The 20,076-nt window shown below is 37.1% G+C and carries 16 protein-coding genes; 7 read left to right on the forward strand and 9 right to left on the reverse strand.

The features are described 5' to 3' along the window. Positions 1–11: 11 nt before the first annotated feature. Together L1967_RS10135 and topA are read right to left on the reverse strand one after the other, a co-directional pair. A complete protein-coding gene (locus L1967_RS10135; RefSeq protein WP_249601513.1) occupies positions 12–1,175 on the reverse strand; it encodes a formimidoylglutamase in 1,164 nt (387 codons plus the stop codon). Between the two features lie 4 nt (positions 1,176–1,179). Next, positions 1,180–3,705, reverse strand: a complete 2,526-nt coding sequence (gene topA, locus L1967_RS10140) for a type I DNA topoisomerase (protein WP_249601514.1) — start codon at positions 3,703–3,705, stop codon at positions 1,180–1,182. 565 nt (positions 3,706–4,270) lie between these two features. Here topA and miaB point away from each other — a divergent pair. The 7 genes from miaB (at position 4,271) to groL (ending at position 11,005) form a co-directional block, all read left to right on the forward strand. Further along, on the forward strand, positions 4,271–5,716 hold the full coding sequence (gene miaB, locus L1967_RS10145) for a tRNA (N6-isopentenyl adenosine(37)-C2)-methylthiotransferase MiaB (protein WP_249601515.1): 1,446 nt from the start codon (positions 4,271–4,273) through the stop codon (positions 5,714–5,716). A 59-nt stretch (positions 5,717–5,775) separates the two neighbouring features. After that, positions 5,776–7,068, forward strand: coding sequence for a sigma 54-interacting transcriptional regulator (locus L1967_RS10150; RefSeq protein WP_249601516.1), 1,293 nt, complete (start codon positions 5,776–5,778; stop codon positions 7,066–7,068). Positions 7,069–7,114: 46 nt separating this feature from the next. Next, positions 7,115–7,618 (forward strand): LptE family protein, encoded by a 504-nt coding sequence (locus L1967_RS10155; RefSeq protein ID WP_249601517.1) that lies wholly within the window; start codon positions 7,115–7,117, stop codon positions 7,616–7,618. Positions 7,619–7,626: 8 nt separating this feature from the next. Further along, positions 7,627–8,499 (forward strand): hypothetical protein, encoded by an 873-nt coding sequence (locus L1967_RS10160; protein WP_249601518.1) that lies wholly within the window; start codon positions 7,627–7,629, stop codon positions 8,497–8,499. Beyond that, the gene (gene secG, locus L1967_RS10165; protein WP_249601519.1) at positions 8,496–8,861 is read left to right on the forward strand and encodes a preprotein translocase subunit SecG; all 366 of its coding nucleotides are present in this window, start codon (positions 8,496–8,498) and stop codon (positions 8,859–8,861) included. Before L1967_RS10160 ends, secG begins: the two co-directional genes overlap by 4 nt. Before the next feature lie 154 nt (positions 8,862–9,015). Then, complete coding sequence (locus L1967_RS10170) at positions 9,016–9,291, forward strand: co-chaperone GroES (RefSeq protein WP_092540257.1); 276 nt, start codon at positions 9,016–9,018, stop codon at positions 9,289–9,291. A 76-nt stretch (positions 9,292–9,367) separates the two neighbouring features. After that, on the forward strand, positions 9,368–11,005 hold the full coding sequence (groL, locus tag L1967_RS10175) for a chaperonin GroEL (protein WP_249601520.1): 1,638 nt from the start codon (positions 9,368–9,370) through the stop codon (positions 11,003–11,005). Positions 11,006–11,332: 327 nt separating this feature from the next. On the opposite strand, the gene L1967_RS10180 is transcribed toward groL, so the two are convergent. From L1967_RS10180 to L1967_RS10210, 7 genes are all read right to left on the reverse strand, one after another. Next, positions 11,333–11,470, reverse strand: a complete 138-nt coding sequence (locus tag L1967_RS10180; protein WP_249601521.1) for a hypothetical protein — start codon at positions 11,468–11,470, stop codon at positions 11,333–11,335. Positions 11,471–11,508: 38 nt separating this feature from the next. Further along, positions 11,509–12,138 (reverse strand): copper homeostasis protein CutC, encoded by a 630-nt coding sequence (locus L1967_RS10185; RefSeq protein ID WP_249601522.1) that lies wholly within the window; start codon positions 12,136–12,138, stop codon positions 11,509–11,511. 1 nt (position 12,139) lies between these two features. Next, on the reverse strand, positions 12,140–14,776 hold the full coding sequence (locus tag L1967_RS10190) for a carboxypeptidase-like regulatory domain-containing protein (protein WP_249601523.1): 2,637 nt from the start codon (positions 14,774–14,776) through the stop codon (positions 12,140–12,142). Position 14,777: 1 nt separating this feature from the next. Then, positions 14,778–15,581 carry a GLPGLI family protein gene (locus L1967_RS10195; protein WP_249601524.1) on the reverse strand — a complete coding sequence of 268 codons (804 nt, stop codon included), beginning with the start codon at positions 15,579–15,581 and terminating at the stop codon, positions 14,778–14,780. 26 nt (positions 15,582–15,607) lie between these two features. Then, positions 15,608–16,402: a GLPGLI family protein gene (locus L1967_RS10200; RefSeq protein ID WP_338063533.1), complete on the reverse strand. Its 795-nt coding sequence runs from the start codon at positions 16,400–16,402 to the stop codon at positions 15,608–15,610. A 24-nt stretch (positions 16,403–16,426) separates the two neighbouring features. Continuing rightward, positions 16,427–17,236 carry a GLPGLI family protein gene (locus L1967_RS10205; protein ID WP_249601526.1) on the reverse strand — a complete coding sequence of 270 codons (810 nt, stop codon included), beginning with the start codon at positions 17,234–17,236 and terminating at the stop codon, positions 16,427–16,429. An 87-nt stretch (positions 17,237–17,323) separates the two neighbouring features. Further along, positions 17,324–19,954, reverse strand: a complete 2,631-nt coding sequence (locus L1967_RS10210; protein WP_249601527.1) for a glycoside hydrolase family 2 protein — start codon at positions 19,952–19,954, stop codon at positions 17,324–17,326. Positions 19,955–20,076: the final 122 nt, after the last annotated feature.

The raw sequence follows: 20,076 nt of genomic DNA on the forward strand, positions 1-20,076 counted from the left end.
GCCAAACTTTATTAAACTTCGTTTTTTCTTTTTGCTTTATACCATCTTTCTGGAATAACCTGATTACAGGCCTCCAGATAATCTTCTTCACTACAAGGTAATAACGTACTCCTTTTCAATTTAGTATTGCGATTAGCTACGTAGGGGATTTCAATCCACCAACGACCGCTAAGCGGACTTTTAAAAAAGACCAGCACATCATCATCGATAGGTACCTGGTACTTAACAAACTCTTGCTTAGCCGCTAATGTATTTTCGTTATTCCTATAATTCACACCTTCAGCAAAATACCAAATCATCTGCGCTAAAAGCATATTAGATAATTCTCCTAATGCTGAATGATACTCGAAAATCCCAAAAGAACTTACCTTATCACTAAGTCCGGCATATCGTGAAATTGCACAAATCTCCTTACCGTTAAAGCCGTTTGGTGATTTAAAAAACGAACTTCCCAAAGCGCCCGCATCGATACAATTTAAATCAATACTAATCAGGTTTGCCGCTCTCATGATAGGTTCGATTAAAGAAATATCATTACTAATCTCTCCCAACCGATAAGCGTCGAAAAACAGTCTATCCATCAACTCTATTTCTTCCTGAGAGTTAAAATAGGTTTGATACCCAATATTGGAATAATTAAATAGGTTATAAGGTTCGTTAACGATAATCTTTGAAACATACGATTTATTAGAGATCACCTGCTCTGCATCACCAAGATCGAAACGTGCATCCACATTTACAAGATTCACCATTTCATCTAATGTATCATAAGCCCGGTATTGCGCATAAATAAGATCCTGTGATCCTCCAAGAATCACCGGGATTATATCCATTTTCACCAACGCAGCTACTGTTTTCTCTACAGCAAAATAGGTGTCTTTCACGGTATCGCCTTGCTGTATATCTCCCAAATCTGCGATATTCACCTGCCAATTCCCAGGAAACAAGCTATAAAAGGCCTTTCTTATTCCGTCAAAATTGAGCAAATCATCTTCGTAAGATTCCGCTAAACGGTTCTCCCGAATTCCGATAATAGCAATTTGCACATCGCCAAGCTCTGGAATACCGTTTAATAACGAATTAAATTTTGCTTTTGCTCCTATGCTATGCTGACTCAAACTTTCTGCATAAGCAATCAACTCTTCACTTACAGGACTTAAAAAATCCAATTCCATTCAGTTACTTTTTCGATGTTTTTTTAGTTGCTTTTTTAGCCGTAGTTTTCTTTTTGGTCGTTTTTTTGGCCGCTTTTTTCTTAGGTGCTTTTTTGGCAATTATATCTTTGGCCTCTTCTAAGGTAATTTTTGTGGCATCTACTGTTTTAGGCAATTCTACTTTGGTTTTGCCTTTTATCACATTAGATCTTCCCCATCTGGCTTTTTCAACTCTAATCCCTTCTTCTTCCCAATGATGAATAATTTTTTCGCGTTCTTTACGCTTCTTATCTTCAATAAGTTCTACAATATCTTCATCTGAAAGATTATCGAAATCGTATTTTTTGTTCACATTAATAAAAATACCATTCCATTTTAGGTAAGGACCAAAACGCCCCACTCCTTTTTGAACCGGCTTATCCTCGTATTCATAAATAGGAGCATCGGCTTTTTCTTTTTCTTTAATAAGTTCCATCGCTCGATCAAAATCCACACTCATAGGATCTTCACCTTTTTCTAAAGAAACATATTTTTTACCGAATTTCACGTAGGGCCCAAAACGCCCGTTATTTACCTCAACTGTTTCTCCTTTATATTCTCCCAATTCTTTTGGAAGTTGAAAAAGATCCATCGCTTCCTCGTAAGTAATGGTATCTAAGGTTTGATCTGGTCCTAAACTTGCAAATTTTGGCTTTTCATCATCTTCTACAGATCCTATCTGAACCATTGGTCCAAATTTCCCTAAACGTACACTTACCGGTTTACCGGTTTCTGGATCTTCTCCTAAAATTCGTTCTCCAACTTCACGATCGGCATTCTTGGCAACATCCTGAACATGGGGATGAAAATCGGTATAAAAATCTTTCATCATTTTTGTCCATTCCTCATTACCCTCAGCAATATCATCAAAGCTTTGCTCTACTTTTGCGGTAAAATTATAATCAAGAATGTTTGAGAAATGATTCACTAAAAAGTCATTTACGACCTTCCCTACTGCAGTTGGCACTAATTTCCCTTTATCGCTTCCTACAGTTTCGGTTAATTTTTTTTCAGAAATATTCCCATTTTCCAGCGTAAACTGTGTGTATTCACGTTCGGTGCCGTCAATAGAACCTTTTTCTATGTAATTCCTATTCTGAATGGTAGAGATCGTAGGCGCATAGGTTGACGGTCTACCAATTCCTAACTCTTCTAACTTCTTCACCAAAGATGCTTCAGTATATCTATAAGGTGGACGAGTAAATCGTTCGGTTGCTTGAATAAAAATATTCTGAAGCGCTTCGTTCACTTTCATATCTGGTAACATTCCGCTTTGCTCTTCAGAGTCTTCGTCATCGCTACCTTCTAAATACACTTTTAAAAATCCGTCGAATTTAAGCACTTCACCATTCGCCGTAAACACTTTATCATGCTTATTGGCTTCGATCTTAACATTGGTGCGCTCTAATTGCGCTTCAGACATTTGAGAAGCGATAGCACGCTTCCAGATCAAGTCGTATAAACGTTGCTCATCACGATCTGCCTTTACACTATGACTGGCAAAATTTGTAGGACGTATAGCTTCGTGAGCTTCTTGCGCTCCTTTGGTTTTACCTTTAAATTGTCTTGATTTTGCGTACTCTTCACCGTAGGCTTTCAGGATTTCACGATGAGCACCTTTACGGGCATCGTCAGAAAGGTTCACGCTATCGGTTCTCATATAAGTAATATGTCCCGCCTCATAAAGACGCTGCGCTAAAGTCATGGTTTTACTTACCGAAAAATATAACTTCCTGGAGGCTTCCTGTTGTAATGTTGAAGTGGTAAAGGGTGGTGCCGGAGATTTTTTCGCCGGTTTTTTAGTTAGATCGGCTACTTTAAATTCGGCTCCCAGATTATCTTTTAAAAAGGCTTCAGCCTCTTCTTTAGTATCAAAATTCTTAGGCAGTTTAGCTTTAAAGGTTTTACCCTCTGCGTTAGCAAATTCGGCATCTATTCTATAAGAAGCTTCAGCCGTAAAATCCTCAATCTCACGCTCTCTTTCTACGATAAGCCTTACCGAAACACTTTGCACCCTTCCGGCAGAAAGACCTCCTTTAACTTTTCTCCATAACACCGGAGAAAGCTCATAACCCACAAGTCGGTCTAAAACTCGTCTTGCCTGTTGTGCATTAACAAGATTATAATTAATCCCTCTTGGGTTTTCGATTGCATTTAAAATGGCAGATTTTGTGATCTCGTGAAAAACGATCCTTTTTGTACGGTCGTCTTTTAATTTAAGTTCTTCTGCTAAGTGCCAGGCAATAGCTTCTCCTTCGCGATCCTCATCACTTGCCAGCCATATTGTTTCGGCGTCCTTAGCTAAACCTTTAAGTTTTCTAACGACATCCCTTTTATCCTTAGAGACGATATACTTAGGAGAAAAATCTCCTTCGGTATCTACACCTAATTCTTTTGTTGGAAGGTCTGCTATATGTCCAAAGCTAGAAGCCACCTTATAATCTTTCCCCAAAAACTTTTCAATGGTTTTTGCTTTGGCAGGAGACTCCACGATCACTAAATTTTTTGCCATAGTTTACAATTTTGTAAGTGCAAAAGTATATCAATTTTTTTTGAACCTGGTAAATGAAATATTAAATAGGTTAAAAAACAGGCATATCACAAGCGGCTAACCCCTTATTTTATAAGCATTTTACACTAAAATCACATGCCCGCAAAATTGCGGGCATGCAAAAATAAACCAAACATAAATAACAATCGTAATTAAGAAACTTAATAGATTGATTTTATTATCTTTACGCCAAACTAAAACTAGTGTTTACCCCCGATCGGCAATAGTCATTCATTAGGCAGAGTTATTTCATAGGTGTTATATTCTTTTTATTGGCTTTGTTATCAATGATCGGGGTTTTAAAGCTATTTTTCCTTTTTCAGAACATTAACCCCTTCCTCTATTTTTCCAGAAAATCAATACTTTTCATCTAGAAAAACAACTTTTCCATTGTCATTTTCCATCTTTTAGATGCATCTTTTTAAAAAAGGTTGCGTTAATATTTCAAAAAAAATAACTGCCACTTTGTCACAATAAGCGTAAAACGTATCTTTGCAAATTAATTACCTAAGCTTAGTAGAGCATTATGGAGAAGATTATTGATGAAAAGCAACAGGGGAACTCCCTGGTTATGGAACCAAAGAGAGAAAATAAGCGCAAGCTTTTTATAGAATCTTATGGTTGCCAGATGAATTTTAGTGATAGTGAAATTGTCGCTTCTATACTTTCTAAAGAAGGTTACAATACTACCCAAAAACTGGAGGAAGCTGATTTGGTTTTGGTAAACACCTGCTCGATCAGAGAAAAGGCTGAACAAACTGTTAGAAAACGTCTTGAAAAATATAACGCCGTAAAACGTATAAACCCGAATATGAAAGTTGGGGTTTTAGGCTGTATGGCCGAACGATTAAAAAGTAAATTCTTAGAAGAAGAAAAAATCGTTGATCTTGTAGTAGGCCCAGATGCTTACAAAGACCTCCCTAACCTAATTAATGAAGTGGAAGAAGGTAGAAATGCCGTAAACGTTATTCTTTCTAAAGAAGAAACCTATGGAGATATCTCCCCTGTACGTTTACAAACCAATGGCGTTTCTGCATTTGTATCGATCACCCGTGGCTGCGATAATATGTGTACCTTTTGTGTGGTTCCTTTTACAAGGGGTAGAGAGCGTAGCCGTGATCCGCAAAGTATTATCGAAGAAGTAAATGATCTTGCTGCAAAGGGCTATAAAGAAGTTACTTTATTAGGGCAAAATGTAGATAGTTACCTTTGGTATGGCGGCGGACTAAAAAAAGATTTTAAAGACGCCTCGCCAATGCAAAAAGCAACCGCAACAGATTTTGCAACGCTTTTAAAAATGGTTGCTGAAGCGCAGCCAAAAATGAGACTTCGGTTTTCTACATCTAATCCTCAGGATATGACCTTAGATGTAATTGAAGTGATGGCCGCTCACCGCAACATCTGTAATTACATTCATTTACCCGTGCAAAGTGGTAGCGACCGAATGCTTAAAAAGATGAATCGCCTACATACGCGCGAAGAATATTTTACGCTAATCGACAATATCAAAAAACTAATCCCAGATTGTGGAATTTCACATGATATTATTACCGGTTTCCCAACTGAAACCGAAGAAGATCATCAGGACACCCTTTCTTTAATGGAATATGTAAAATATGATTTCGGATTTATGTTTGCTTATTCTGAAAGACCGGGAACTATGGCCGCCAGAAAATTTGAAGATGATGTTCCGGAAGAAACGAAAAAAAGAAGACTTACCGAGATTGTAAATCTTCAGCAGGAACATAGCAAATATAGAACCGCACAATTTATAGGAAAAACAGTTGAAGTTCTTATTGAAAAATCGTCTAAAAAATCTGATGCTCATTGGAGCGGTAGAAATACGCAAAACACCGTAGTCGTTTTCCCTAAAGAAAATTATAAAATTGGTGATTTTGTAAATGTAAAAATCAACGACTGTACCAGTGCAACTTTAATAGGTGAACCGGTAGGATACAGTGACAATAATTAAAAAGGTTTTTGTTTCAGCTTAACAGCTATTCAACAACATTTAATACCGCATAACTTTAAATGGAATCAGTACAGGCCATAAAACAACGTTTTGGAATTATAGGAGACGATCCAAAACTAAACAGGGCAATAGAAAAAGCAATACAGGTTGCGCCTACAGATATTTCGGTATTAGTTACCGGGGAAAGTGGTGTTGGTAAAGAAAGTATCCCTAAAATTGTACATTCGTTATCCCATCGCAAACATGGTAAATATATCGCTGTAAACTGTGGTGCGATTCCTGAAGGAACCATAGACAGTGAACTTTTTGGGCACGAAAAAGGAGCTTTTACCGGGGCAACACAAACCCGTAGCGGTTATTTTGAAGTAGCCGACGGGGGAACTATTTTCCTGGACGAAGTAGGTGAATTACCACTACCCACACAGGTTAGACTTTTAAGGGTTTTGGAAAATGGCGAGTTTATTAAAGTAGGATCTTCTAAAGTCCAAAAAACCAACGTTCGTATTGTGGCAGCGACCAACATCAATATGTTCGAGTCGATCAAAAAAGAAAAATTTAGGGAAGATCTTTATTATCGTTTAAGCACGGTTGAAATTCACTTACCACCGCTACGCGAGCGTAAGGGCGATATTCATTTATTATTTAGAAAATTTGCTTCAGATTTTGCTTTAAAATACAAAATGCCCACCATAAGGCTAGAAGACGATGCGGTACTTTTAATGCAAAAATATCACTGGGGCGGGAATATTCGTCAACTTCGAAATATTGCTGAACAAATTTCGGTGTTAGAAAAAGATCGCTCTATAAATGGTAAAGAGCTTAAAGAGTATTTACCAGATATGGGCAGTAATTTGCCTGCCGTAATTTCAGACAAGAAAAAAGATTCTGATTTCAGCAATGAACGAGAAATCCTTTATAAGGTACTTTTTGATATGAAAAACGACCTCAACGATCTTAAAAAACTTACCTTAAAATTAATGCAGGAAGGTAATTCTAAAGAAGTTCGTGATGAAAATGAAGGTCTTATTCAGAAAATATACGGGAACGGCGACGATGATGCTGAAGATTTTAATGTAGAGGATATAGATGGTGACAATCTTGAAGTACTCCAAATCCCTCAACAAAGCAGCCGAAGTGAATACGAGCCACAGCCCGAAACGCTGTCTGAAAAAGACAAATATCACTTTGCCGAAGAAATCCAGGAAGAAGAAACGCTTTCGCTTCAGGATAAAGAACTAGAACTGATTAAAAAATCGCTGGAACGCCATAACGGTAAACGTAAAGCGGCGGCTGAAGAACTGGGAATTAGTGAAAGAACACTTTATCGCAAAATCAAACAATACAATTTGTAATTATAGCATTTCGTTTCTTATAAAACGAAATTCACGATCCATACGCATGAAGAAATTAGGCCTTATTTTATCGATTTTCAGTGTTTTAACGCTTGTTTCCTGTGGGATTTATTCCTTTACGGGTGCCAGCACAGGAGATGCCAAAAGTTTTCAGGTAAATAACTTTCAGAACACCTCAGATTTGATAGAACCTGGAATAGAAAGAACCTTTAAACTAAACTTGCAGGATTTAATTCAGAATCAAACCAATCTTACGTTAACCAATAATAATGCTGACCTTATTTTTGAAGGTGAAATTATCGATTATTATATTTCGCCTATGACGGCGACTGCGCAAAACACTGCCGCGCAAAACCGGCTAACCATTGCGGTGCAGGTTAGGTATTATAATACATTAGAGCCAGAAAAAGATTTTGACAGGCGTTTTTCTTTTTATTATGATTATGACGCAAGGACACAATTAGTTGGAGGTGAATTAAATACGGCTATTGAAGAAATTTACAACAGGATTACCCAGGATATTTTTAATGCAGCTTTAACCGACTGGTAAAATTAGTGATGGATTTAAAGAATTTCACATATTTGTTAGAACATCCCGAGGAAGTTTCCCCGCAGGAAACCCGCGAGTTGGAAGATATTCTAATGAATGCTCCTTATTTTCAGGCAGCACGTGCAATTCGGTTAAAAGGTTTAAAAGATGCCGATAGCCCTTCTTATAATTCGGCTTTACGAAAAACAGCGGCTTTTACTACCGACCGTGAAATCCTTTTTGAATATATAAGCTCTGTCGATTTTAATCAAAACCGCATCGCCCATCAGATTAAAAAACAAGAGGAAAAACTCAACAATATCGAGGTTTACGAGCCTATAGAGGTGTTAGGTAAAAAAAGTATGGCTATGGGTGAAGCCATACAAATGAAGCAGGATGAATCTGAAAAAGTGATGGATCCTGAACTTTTTGAGCGCTTCAAAAATAAAAACAGGAAAAAAGAGGAAGAATTACCTGAGGAACAGTTGAAGATTGGTAAACCTTTACAATTCAACAATTCTGAATCCCATAGTTTTTCAGAATGGCTTAGGCTCACTTCAGCAAAACCTCTGAAGCAGCAAAAAACTGCTGAAAAAGAACAGGAAGCTCCAGAAGATATTCAGAAGAAATTTGACCTTATAGACCGCTTTATTTCCAAGAACCCCAAAATAAAACCTTCTAAATCTTCGTCCAGGGCCAGTGCTCCAGACCTCTCTACCCCAGCCCCTGAAGCCTTGATGACAGAGACTTTAGCGCGTGTTTACCTGGAACAGAAAAACTACAAAAAAGCAATTCAGGCCTATAAAATTTTAATTTTGAAAAATCCCGAAAAAAGTGGTTTCTTTGCAGACCAAATTCGGGCAATCGAAAAATTACAGGAAAATAATACAGATAAAGAATGAGCACATTCACAATTTTTTTAGTTTTAATAGTTATCGTAGCATTTTTGCTAGTGGTAGTGATCATGGTGCAAAACCCTAAAGGCGGAGGTTTATCCTCTTCTCTTGGAGGCGGTGGTCAACAAATTGGTGGTGTACAAAAAACAAACGACTTTTTAGATAAAAGTACCTGGACACTGGCAACCGTTTTATTAGTACTTATCCTTATTAGTAATGTTTCTATAATGGATGGTAATAATGGTTTCGAAGATTCTAAGATCTTTGATGACGAAGAGGTAGAAAACGCTTTACCGGAAGCCACTCCGGCTCCAGCACAGCAAAATGAGCAAACTGAAACTGCTCCTGCTACAGATAGTGCTCAGTAAAAAAATAGATCTCATTTTATATAGTAAAATGCCAGCTTGTCACAAAGCTGGCATTTTTTATTTATTAATGTCAGCTTTTTTTGAGTGGCATAATTTTAGAATTATTCAAGATCGAATAATTTAAAATTAATTAATCAAAATAAATTTAAAGAAAATGGGACTAAACATTAAACCGCTTTCAGACAGAGTTCTTATCGAGCCTGTAGCAGCTGAAACCAAGACAGCTTCAGGTATCTACATTCCAGAGACAGCTAAAGAAAAACCTCAAAGAGGAAAAGTTGTGGCCGTTGGCAAAGGGACTAAAGACCATGATATGACTGTTAGTGTTGGTGATATGGTTCTTTATGGCAAATACGCCGGTACCGAACTTAAACTAGAAGGTACAGATTATCTTATCATGAGAGAAGACGATATCCTTGCGATCGTATAATTCCTTTCTCAAATTCAATTAATTAAAATTAACCAATTTTTAGCTGAATTTTTCGGCTACTAAAATTTATAATAAAATGGCAAAAGATATAAAATTTGACATCGAAGCACGTGACGGTATTAAGCGCGGTGTAGATGCTTTAGCAAACGCAGTAAAAGTAACTTTAGGACCAAAAGGTCGTAATGTAATCATCAGTAAATCTTTTGGTGCACCAACCGTAACAAAAGACGGTGTTTCTGTAGCTAAAGAAATCGAGCTTGAAGATGAGCTTGAGAACATGGGAGCTCAAATGGTAAAAGAAGTAGCTTCTAAAACTAACGATCTTGCCGGTGATGGTACTACCACAGCTACCGTTCTTGCTCAGGCTATCGTTAAAGAAGGACTTAAAAACGTTGCTGCCGGTGCAAACCCAATGGACCTTAAAAGAGGAATCGATAAAGCGGTAGAAGCTTTAACTAAAAACTTATCTGAGCAAACTCAGGAAGTTGGTGATTCTTCAGAAAAAATTAAGCAGGTAGCTTCAATTTCTGCCAATAACGATGATCTTATTGGTGAATTAATCGCTGAAGCTTTTGGTAAAGTTGGTAAAGAAGGTGTGATCACCGTAGAAGAAGCTAAAGGTACAGATACCTATGTAGACGTGGTAGAAGGAATGCAGTTCGACAGAGGTTATCTTTCTCCTTACTTTGTAACCAACAGCGAGAAAATGACTGCTGATTTAGAAAATCCTTATATCCTTCTTTTCGACAAGAAAATCTCTACCATGAAGGATTTAATGCCAGTTCTAGAGCCGGTAGCACAATCTGGGAAACCCCTTTTAATTATTGCTGAAGATGTAGACGGTGAAGCATTGGCTACTTTGGTAGTAAACAAATTAAGAGGTTCTCTTAAGATCGCTGCAGTAAAAGCTCCAGGATTTGGTGACCGTAGAAAAGCAATGTTAGAAGATATCGCTATCCTTACCGGTGGTACTGTAATTTCTGAAGAAAGAGGTTTCTCTTTAGAAAACGCAACAATCGATATGCTAGGTACTGCAGAGAAGGTAGCGATCGATAAAGATAATACTACTATTGTAAACGGATCTGGTGATGATAACGCAATTAAAGAGCGTGTAAACCAAATTAAAGCACAGATCGAAACTACAACATCAGATTACGACAAAGAAAAATTACAGGAGCGTCTTGCGAAACTAGCAGGTGGTGTTGCTGTTCTTTACGTTGGTGCAGCTTCTGAAGTTGAAATGAAAGAAAAGAAAGACCGTGTAGATGATGCACTTCATGCAACCCGTGCTGCGGTAGAAGAAGGTATCGTTGCTGGTGGTGGTGTTGCCCTTGTTAGAGCAAAAGCGGTTCTTGATGCTGTTGCTACAGAAAATGCAGATGAGGCTACCGGAATCCAAATCGTAGCTCGTGCTATCGAAGCTCCGCTTAGAACAATCGTTTCTAACGCTGGTGGTGAAGGATCTGTAGTTATCAATAAAGTTCTTGAAGGAGATAAAGATTTTGGTTACGACGCCAAAACCGATACTTATGTAGATATGATGAAAGCTGGTATCATTGATCCTAAGAAAGTTACCCGTGTAGCTTTAGAGAATGCAGCTTCTGTATCTGGAATGATTTTAACTACAGAGTGCGCATTAATCGACATTAAAGAAGATAATGGTGGCGGTGGAATGCCACAAGGAATGGGTGGCGGTATGCCAGGAATGATGTAATCCATCACTCATCCAAAAAATTCAAAAGGCTGTCTTATTCATTTAAGACAGCTTTTTTTATGTCTAAATTTAAAATTGAAGATGTTTCTAATAGAAATTAGGAAGCAAGCATACATCATCACAGTTAAATTCCATGAATAGAAAAAATCCCCTATCCCTTTAAACTACAGATAAAAAGTTCCTGAAACCCGAATTGAGATATAATGAAAACTATTGATATAATTCCCTATTAGCAGGAAGCACTTTGGCGTAAATATGATATAATCTACCTGCTGAAATTAACAAGTTTCGTAAAGAAGAAAATTAGTATTTTTTAAGACTGTTCTATTAATGCAAAAAAGCACCCAAAAATCCAGCCTTAAAATCACTCCAATCCATAATTATCTGAAAAACAACGATTGCCAGAATAATTAGAACTGCCATTCTTAATTTCGCCTCTGGTTTTCCTTTCTGTTCAGTATCCATATAAAAAACGTTTGGATTAGCTAAATTATAAAAAAATATTAAAATTCACCAACAATTCGGCGTCCATGATAAGCCTGCGCACCGATATTTTTATGTATTTCGTCTAAATTTTCATTCGTAACCCGTCCCGCAGGCATGATTTCCAGTTTATTACCGGCTATCAACATCATTTTTTTTAATGTTGAAATTCCTTCTTTTGCGGTAGTTTTTCCACCAGAACTTAGAATAGTTGATATTCCATTAATAGCGGTTAATTCTTCAGTAGCCTTTAAAATATCTGGCGTTTCATCTATCGCTTTATGAATAACCACTTTTAGTGGCTTTGAAAGTGCTGCAAGTGCAGCAATGCGTTCTACATCCAGAGTTTTATCCTTATTTAAAATTCCAAAAACCACACCTTCTACCCCAAGTTGCTTGCAATATTCTATATCCTGCTTCATCCCGTCAAATTCGACCTCAGAATATACAAAATCGCCTCCACGAGGGCGAATCATTACTCGAATTGGAATCTTCAGTTGTTGTTTGGCGCTCTCTATTACAGCTCTAGAAGGAGTAATCCCATCCTGTGATAAATCGGCACATAATTCGATCCGATCTGCGCCAAGCTTTCCAGCTATTATGGCTTCTTCTAAAGATTCTACACAGGCTTCTTTAATGAAATTGGTCATTTTAAAAGCTAAATTTTAAAGTGGCCAGCACCTGCGATGGTCGTAATCGATAACTACTCTGCACATAATAATACTCGTTATTGTATGCATTAATAAACGCATCGGTATTCAGGATATTTCGCCAACTAAGGTTTAGATCCATTTTTGGTTTTTCAAAAGTAAACTGATAGCCCAGGTTCACAAAATAATTATCGCCGTTATCGGATAACGAATTTCCGTAATATTCGCCACCGACACTTAAATACTGATTATCTTTTGGATAAAAATAAAGATCAATCGTATGTTGCTGGGTTTCGATTTGTTGAAAATCGCTATCGTCAAAACCTGAAGTATAGGTTGAAAAATTAGCCGAGTAATTAGCAATTAACCAACTGGAAATTTCAGCATCTACACTTCCGCGCAAATTGAAACTTTTAGTATTCACCTCAGCCAGTATATTATTTAAAAGCTGCTGGCGCTTTGATATGTTATAGGAAGCGTTAAGCTTAAGCGTTGTTTTCATTTTCCTAAAATATTTACTTCCTCCTCCTCTAAAGCTATGGTTTTCGAAGTTATTATCGCGAGCTACAGCTTCTAAAATTGTTGTTCCGTTTTCACCAATAGTAGAACTGTACAATAAATTACTTTCAGAAAAATTGTAGCTATACGAAGCATTAAGAAATAACTGTTTTAAGGGATTTCTAAAATTTAACCCGGCGCTATAATTTTGCTGAATTTCTTCGGAAATTGGGGCGTTGTAACGATTTAAATTTCGATAGCCGTTAAGCAAAAATCCGTAATATAATTGCTGAATTTCGCCAAAACCATATTGAAGTCTGGCTGAAACATGGGCTTCCCAATAAGCAGAAAGCTTCCTTTTTACATAAAAATCAGGCTCAAAAATAAAGCGATCCAGATTTCTGGTGTCTTCAAAATTTTCGTCTTCTAGCTGAAAACTTTTAAATTGAAGCGGAGTGCTCAATCTTAAATTCCAGGTTTCCTCGATATTTTTAAAATTAATCGAATTTTTAAAGTAAACCGAACTTTGTAAAAATTCGGTTCTATTTTTAAAATCGGTATCTAGTACCTCCTGCCCGTCTTCCAGAAAAATATCGGTATCTAATTGCTGATTCTGAATCGAAAAGCCAAATTTTGGCGATATGGTGAATTTACCGAGTGCTTTGGTAAACCCGGCTGAGTTATCGGTATATATTTTCCTTGAAGAAACTCGTTGTTTAATTTCAGCATAAGGATCACCATTATTAAACACCTCTTCAAACTGTCCCGGTTGCACCAATAAATCCTGATTGCTTTCTGTAAACCCGGTATTCGAAGTAAAAGTGATCAATTGTTTTCCTACAGTTCTAAGCAGGCGTAAATCGTTTCTAATTCCCAAGAAAGGGTGAGCCAGCTGCTGCTTAATTTGTGCATCAGGCCGATCGATAAAACCGCGATTAGCATTCCAAGAACCATTAAATTCCAATTGATTTTTAAAGTAATTTTTATCGGCATTATTTTCTAAAGTGAGCTCTCCTTCTAACTTACTTACAAAGATATTATTATTGGTTTTTTCAATCACATCAATCGTATCTGTAGGCGTAAAATAGCGTGTTTGGGTACTCCCGTCCTGCTGCTGATAATCATTGAGATAAGAAATATTAAGTTTTAGATCCATATCTTTTTTAACGCGCTGTAAAATATTGGCCGAACCTAAATGTACATTATTATCCAACCAACGTTCTGCCGAAAATGGAGGTTCGGATACATTCTGAATAGAAAGCCAATCGGTTTTATCGATATTAAAGTTTTCGCCAAAATATTTAATTGAAAAATTACGAATTTCGCCAGACACATCGCTCCCAGTATTATTGCTTTGATAGGTAACAATCGCCTGGCGTTTTTTAGTAAAGATCATAGGCGTTAGCTTTGTTTGCCAAAGCAAGGGCGCTGTACCCATTCCGGCAGTGGCCGTGCCACTAACAGTAACATCTTTTTTTAGCTTGATATTTATTGAAGCGCGCTCTGAAAATTCCAGACTATCCAAAACTTTTACCGGCTGGTGATTTTCCAAAATCTCGACTTTAGAAACGGCATCGGCAGAAAGGTTATTATTCGCTAAATTATAGCGACCTTCCAACAAATCCAAACCTTCGATATAATATTTCTGAATGGGTTCATCTTTATAAAAAATCTGCCCGTTTGGCCGAATATCGATTCCAGGCAGCTTTTTTAAAATATCAGCAATTACACGATCATTTTTGCCTTTAAAAGCCGCCACAGAGAAACTAAGCGTATCGCCACGTTGTTGCAAAATTTCAGATTTTACTATTACTTCTTTTAGAGATTCTGAAGAAGGCGAAAGTTGCACTTCTAAGGCCTGAGATGTATTCTGAATAAACTTGCCAAAAGTAGCAAAACCGATATAGGAAACTTTTAAAAACAACGAATTGCTCTCACTTTTGACTTTTACTTTAAATCTTCCGTTCGCATCTGAAATTCCATAAGCCAAAATCGAGGAAACCGAATCTTTACTGATCATCACCGTCGCCCCGCTTAGATTTTTATTATGATCATCAAAAACCTGCCCCGAAATGTCAGTTTGAGAATATCCTTCAAAAACACCTAATATCAAGATTAATAAAAAAGATACCTTTTTCATACTATTCCAGTTCTATCGGATTATTTTCTTTCTCCAGCATTTTGGTAAAGGCGGCTACCATTTTTTTATGCCATTCGGGATCCACCTTACGATGAGTGTTAATCCCTTGCGCCCGCACATAGGTAGGAGGGTCTCGACGATACTCATGTAATATTTCTGCAATATCTTCTTGGGTAGTTTTAATATATTGATTAAAATTTATCTTATAGGTAAGCGCAGGTGTTATCTTCTCCAATCCTATAAAAGAAAAAACGTAATCGTTCCCAGTGTCGGCAATTTCTAAAATCAAGCCAGGCAAGCCATTAAATTTATAAGGGCCGTCTGAAACTGGAATCTCTGTAGTAAACCAGGCCATATAATCTCGACCTGCAAATGATGTAGTAGCTTTTTGAACTTTATAATCTTTGATTATTTTTGTTTCTGAATGAATTTCCCAGTCAAAAAGACGTAATTCCTGCACGTAGAAAAAATCGGTCATTGGAACAAAAACCGAATTATACATTTTCGATGCTCCCTGATCTTTGATCGTTTTGGTAAAGAATTTTGTAACCGCCGCACGCGATGTGCTTCCGTTATTTCCTCTTCTAACAATTGGATTTGCCAAAACATAAGCTCTACTGGAAAATTGAGAAATATCATCACCTAAATACAGGATCATGTATTCTGATCTTTTTTCTGCTGAAGTAGAATCCAATTTAAAATCAAGCTTATAAGTGACCTTATAATTGAATTTTTCTTTCAATTCTTCTTGTGCTAAAATATTAACAGAGAAGAATATCAATAGCATAAATAGCTTTAGCTTCATAATGATTTTTGATTGATGATGATAAATTATGGCTGAAGTTCGATAGGATTATTTCGTCGCTTATACTTTTCGCTCAACATTTTCTTTGTTTCAGCTTCAACCTCTTTGCTATTAAAACCAAATTTAACACCTGCATTTCTCATTGCGGCAAGTGGATCACGATCATTATCGTCTCTAAATTGATCGAGTTCTTTTTGAGAAACCATTTTATAATTATCCAAATTCAATAGTTTTTCTATTGGTTTTTTTAATTCCTGAAATCCGCTTAAAGTAAAATGATAGTGATTTTTAAGATCAGATATCTCTAAGATAAGCCCCGGTAAACCGTTAAACTTATAAGGTCCGTCCGAAAATGGTAGCTCTGGCGCAAACCAGACGATATAATTTCGACCGGCAAAAGCACCTGTAGCTTTCTGAACGCTGAAGCCTAAAATTTCTCTATTTTCCGAATGAATTTTCCAATCAATCATTTTTAAGGCTTGTGAATATTTATACTTATATCGGTCTGCCGTAATTTTTTCAGCTAAAATAAGCTGATCCTCTCTGTAATTCTTATAAATCTTATAATGAAAATCGGTTTCCGGGGCGTTAAATCCTCCAATAGAATCTTCTACCGCTTTCCCTAAACTGGAATATAGAGAATGACCTTTCCCTAAATAAAGCACAACGGTTTCAGATAATATCGAATTCTCATCGGTAGAATCTTCCTGATATTCGAGTTGATAGGTAGCTTTATAATCGAATTCTTTCTTTGCTTTTTCCTGTGCTGAAATTTTAAAATAGAAAAATATCAGCATAAAAAATAGATTTAATTTCATCATATTTTTTTGATTGACGATTATTAATTAAGGCTGAAGTTCAATAGGATTATTTCGTCGCTTATACTTTTTAGTTAATTCTTTTCTTTGTTTAGCTTCCTCCTCTTCGTTCCAGCCAAATACAACCCCTGCCTTTTCCATTGTACCAATCGGATCGCGGTTATAATCGTCTCGAACCTGATCAAGTTCATCCTGAGAAACCGCTTTATACTTATCCAAATTCAATAATTTATCCTGCGGTTTTTCTAATTCCTGAAATCCAGTGAGAGTAAAATGATAATGATTTTTTAGATCTGAAATCTCTAAAATAAGCCCCGGCAAACCATTAAATTTATAAGGGCCATCAGAGAATGGTAGCTCTGGAGCAAACCAAGCGATATAATTTCTACCGGCAAAAGAGCTCGTTGCTTTCTGAACGCTGAAGCCTAAAATTTCTTTATTCTCCGGTTTAATTTCCCAATCAATTATATTTAAATCTTGCTTATATTTTAATTCATATTGAAAAACCTTTTCGGCTAAAATAAGTTGGTTCTCCTTGTAATTTTTAAAGATTTTATATTTGAAATCGGTCATTTGATTATACTGGTCCATCCTCATCCCTTTAGGATTAGGCATATTCTCTAAAGAATCTTTAACCGCTTTACCTAAGCTGGAATACCGGGATTGAACATCGCCTAAATAGAGTACACCCGTTTCAGATTTCACGGAATTTTCATCGGTAGAATCTTGCTGATATTCCAGTTGATAAGCCGCCTTATAGGAATATTGAACATCGCCCTTCTGAGCATAAAACATCACAGAAAAACATAAGAAAAAAGGCATCAGGATAGCTTTCATAAACTGAAATTTTCTCTAAGATGCCTATAAAAAACTTTCCAAGCAAGAAATCAACTATTTTTTTAGTAATGAAATTAAAAAATCAAGTTAATTAACCGGTATTAGCATTCGGTCTGTATTCCAGCCTTCTATCGATATTTGAAGATTTTTCACTTTACTTTCTGGTGATTCCAACCTAATCTCTTTTGTTGCGCCTGGCACTATAGAGAAATAATTATTATCATAAAAGGTTGGGAGAATCCGCTCACCGGTTTCCGCATTTTCTAAAGAAATCCGGTTAAAAAAGGAAACCGTATTTTCTTCAGGATTGGTGATCTTTAGTTTAAATTTATTTTCAGCTACGGTCTCAACTTCAGCTTTAACTGTAGTTTTTGCTAAATGCTGTAATCCAGAATACGTTCCTGTACTATCTGGCAACCAATAGAAATTTTCATCTAAAACTTCCTGATTCCGATCTTTAATTTCTAATTTTAAAAACAAGCCTTCTTGCGCAGCAAGGGTATCTAATGGCTTTTTAAGCGAAAACATCTTTTTAACGCTAGCGCCTTCGATATACGAAAATACCTGAGTCAACCGCTTCTCTTCACCTTCCATATTATAGATTTTCACCCCAAGCATTAAATCATATTCGGCTCCAAAGCCATTATTTACCAAATATACATCGCTGCTCACCGGGTTATACATGATATGTAATGGCTTACTACCTTCCCTGAGTCCAAATAAACAAGCATTAGGATCCAGATAGTAATCGTACATCTGCCCACGTAAAGCCGTCCATGGATTTTGGGTTTTCCAGATAATCGATCCTGTGTACCAGTCCCACATGTGTGCGCTAAAACCTTCCATTAACGCACGATATTGATCATAATTTACCAACTGTGCTTTTTTCGCAAAATCTTCCATATTCTCTGGCGTGCCATAAGGCTCTAAAGAATTGCCGTAATCGATATATTTATGATAGGTCCAAACGGGATCTTTTACCGCTTCAGTTCCTTCATATTCTATAGGCACGGTATAATTCTCCTTCGGCAGGAAACGCTTCAGACTCACCGCATCACCTACACCAACCGAACCCACTTCCGAATTAAAAGGCCAGGTACGCTCTTCCCAAAAAGTAGAAATTTCCTGAATTCCATAAGGGCCATCACCATTACCACCCTTAAAATTATAGGACATTTCATCTGAATTTGAATAGTCGATAAACCATCGTGTTCCATCCAATTCAGGTAAAATCTCATCTTTAATGGCATGTAAAATATCTTGTGGCGGTGTAATCTCGTTACCACCACACCAAATGGCCAGCGAGGCATGGTTACGTAACATCTTGACTGCATCTGCGGCAGACTTAATAAACAACTGGTGATCGTCTGGATATTGCCTGCGCGTCCACTGGTCGTCTTTTTTCTTAGGATCTACCCAACGTCCATTACAATCGCCAGACATCCAAAAATCCTGAATCACCAACATCCCATATTTGTCACAGGCTTCGTAAAACTCGGGTCGCTCTGGCAAAGCACCACCCCAAATCCTAATAAGGTTTAAATTCATATCCCTGTGAAAACGAATTTCAGCATCATAGCGTTCTTTGGTGAAACGGAGCATAGCATCTGAAATAATCCAGTTTCCACCCTTTATAAAAATTGGCTGCCCGTTAACGAATATCTGCTTACTTCGAGTGTGCGCATTCCATTCGGTTTGAATTTCGCGGATTCCCACTTTTAAGGATTCTTTATCTGAAGTTTTATTTTTTATTCGGAATTCTACCTTAGCGTCATATAAATTTTGCTCACCATAACCTGAAGGCCACCAAAGTTTTGGATTTTTAACTTCGAATTCTGGAAGCGCTACTAAACTTTCAGCATGCGCAGCAACATTTACCTCTTTTTCGATAATTTGATCTGCGATTTTAAAAGAAAGTATTCCTTCCACCGCTTTTGAAGTTGGGTTCTCAACTTCCGCGGTAAAAATAATTGTTGCCGGCTCCTGCTTTTCTCCCGGAAGCCTTTTTCCAGGCACTTTAGTAACTACATGCGGATGTTTAAGATTTATAGCACCGGTTTTTTCGATAATTACTTTGTCCCAAATCCCGGTATTTCGATCTCGAATTGGCTGAATCCAATCCCAGCCGGCAACATATTGATGTGCCACGCCGCGTGCAATCGTGCCGTCGCCGCCCTGTCCGCCGTTTGGATTTCCAACATGCGGCGCAGGATAAACGATCACCGCCAGTCGATTTTGGCCATTTTCAGCAAGAAATTTTGTGATATTAAAACGTTTACGAAGAAACATCCCTTTATATTCTTCCTGGTTGACTTTCTTTCCGTTTAGGAAAATAGCTACACTATAGTTTATTCCGCGGAAATTCAACCAAACCTGCTCATCTTTCTTGGCGCTCTCCTTAAAATCTTTTACAAACCAATAGGTATAATAATCACGACCAACATCGTAGATATCGGGAATTTGTTCATTATTCATCCCAAAAAAAGGATCGGGGATTTCACCATTATTAAGCTGAGTGGTTAGGATCGTACCGGGAACAGTGGCATTTTTCCAGTTTTCTATGGAAAAGGATCTTTTTGAAAGTTCTTCTCCTTTGGCATCTACCTCACCAATAGAAAGGGTTTTCCAACCTGAATTCAGTTCGTAATTTTGCTGAGAAAACCCCAAAAATCTTACTAAACTTAAGGTTACAAAAAGGAAGGTAATTTTATTGCGCATAAAAGTTAGAGTTTAAGAACTTTCAAATTGCTTAATAAATTAAAAAACCTAAACTTTTTTCGACAAACAGCGGCTTAGAAAAGCTATACGATTCTCACTTTTTTAAGAAAAGTGCTTCGCAT

The sequence above is a fragment of the Zunongwangia pacifica genome, from assembly GCF_023499215.1.
GTDB classification, from domain to species: domain Bacteria; phylum Bacteroidota; class Bacteroidia; order Flavobacteriales; family Flavobacteriaceae; genus Zunongwangia; species Zunongwangia pacifica.

Bases quoted from the DNA above. Each gene is read 5' to 3' on its own strand.
- L1967_RS10135 (WP_249601513.1), bottom strand. From the start codon at position 1,175: ATGGAATTGGATTTTTTAAGTCCTGTAAGTGAAGAGTTGATTGCTTAT.
- topA (WP_249601514.1), bottom strand. From the start codon at position 3,705: ATGGCAAAAAATTTAGTGATCGTGGAGTCTCCTGCCAAAGCAAAAACC.
- miaB (WP_249601515.1), top strand. From the start codon at position 4,271: ATGGAGAAGATTATTGATGAAAAGCAACAGGGGAACTCCCTGGTTATG.
- L1967_RS10150 (WP_249601516.1), top strand. From the start codon at position 5,776: ATGGAATCAGTACAGGCCATAAAACAACGTTTTGGAATTATAGGAGAC.
- L1967_RS10155 (WP_249601517.1), top strand. From the start codon at position 7,115: ATGAAGAAATTAGGCCTTATTTTATCGATTTTCAGTGTTTTAACGCTT.
- L1967_RS10160 (WP_249601518.1), top strand. From the start codon at position 7,627: ATGGATTTAAAGAATTTCACATATTTGTTAGAACATCCCGAGGAAGTT.
- secG (WP_249601519.1), top strand. From the start codon at position 8,496: ATGAGCACATTCACAATTTTTTTAGTTTTAATAGTTATCGTAGCATTT.
- L1967_RS10170 (WP_092540257.1), top strand. From the start codon at position 9,016: ATGGGACTAAACATTAAACCGCTTTCAGACAGAGTTCTTATCGAGCCT.
- groL (WP_249601520.1), top strand. From the start codon at position 9,368: ATGGCAAAAGATATAAAATTTGACATCGAAGCACGTGACGGTATTAAG.
- L1967_RS10180 (WP_249601521.1), bottom strand. From the start codon at position 11,470: ATGGATACTGAACAGAAAGGAAAACCAGAGGCGAAATTAAGAATGGCA.
- L1967_RS10185 (WP_249601522.1), bottom strand. From the start codon at position 12,138: ATGACCAATTTCATTAAAGAAGCCTGTGTAGAATCTTTAGAAGAAGCC.
- L1967_RS10190 (WP_249601523.1), bottom strand. From the start codon at position 14,776: ATGAAAAAGGTATCTTTTTTATTAATCTTGATATTAGGTGTTTTTGAA.
- L1967_RS10195 (WP_249601524.1), bottom strand. From the start codon at position 15,581: ATGAAGCTAAAGCTATTTATGCTATTGATATTCTTCTCTGTTAATATT.
- L1967_RS10200 (WP_338063533.1), bottom strand. From the start codon at position 16,402: ATGATGAAATTAAATCTATTTTTTATGCTGATATTTTTCTATTTTAAA.
- L1967_RS10205 (WP_249601526.1), bottom strand. From the start codon at position 17,236: ATGAAAGCTATCCTGATGCCTTTTTTCTTATGTTTTTCTGTGATGTTT.
- L1967_RS10210 (WP_249601527.1), bottom strand. From the start codon at position 19,954: ATGCGCAATAAAATTACCTTCCTTTTTGTAACCTTAAGTTTAGTAAGA.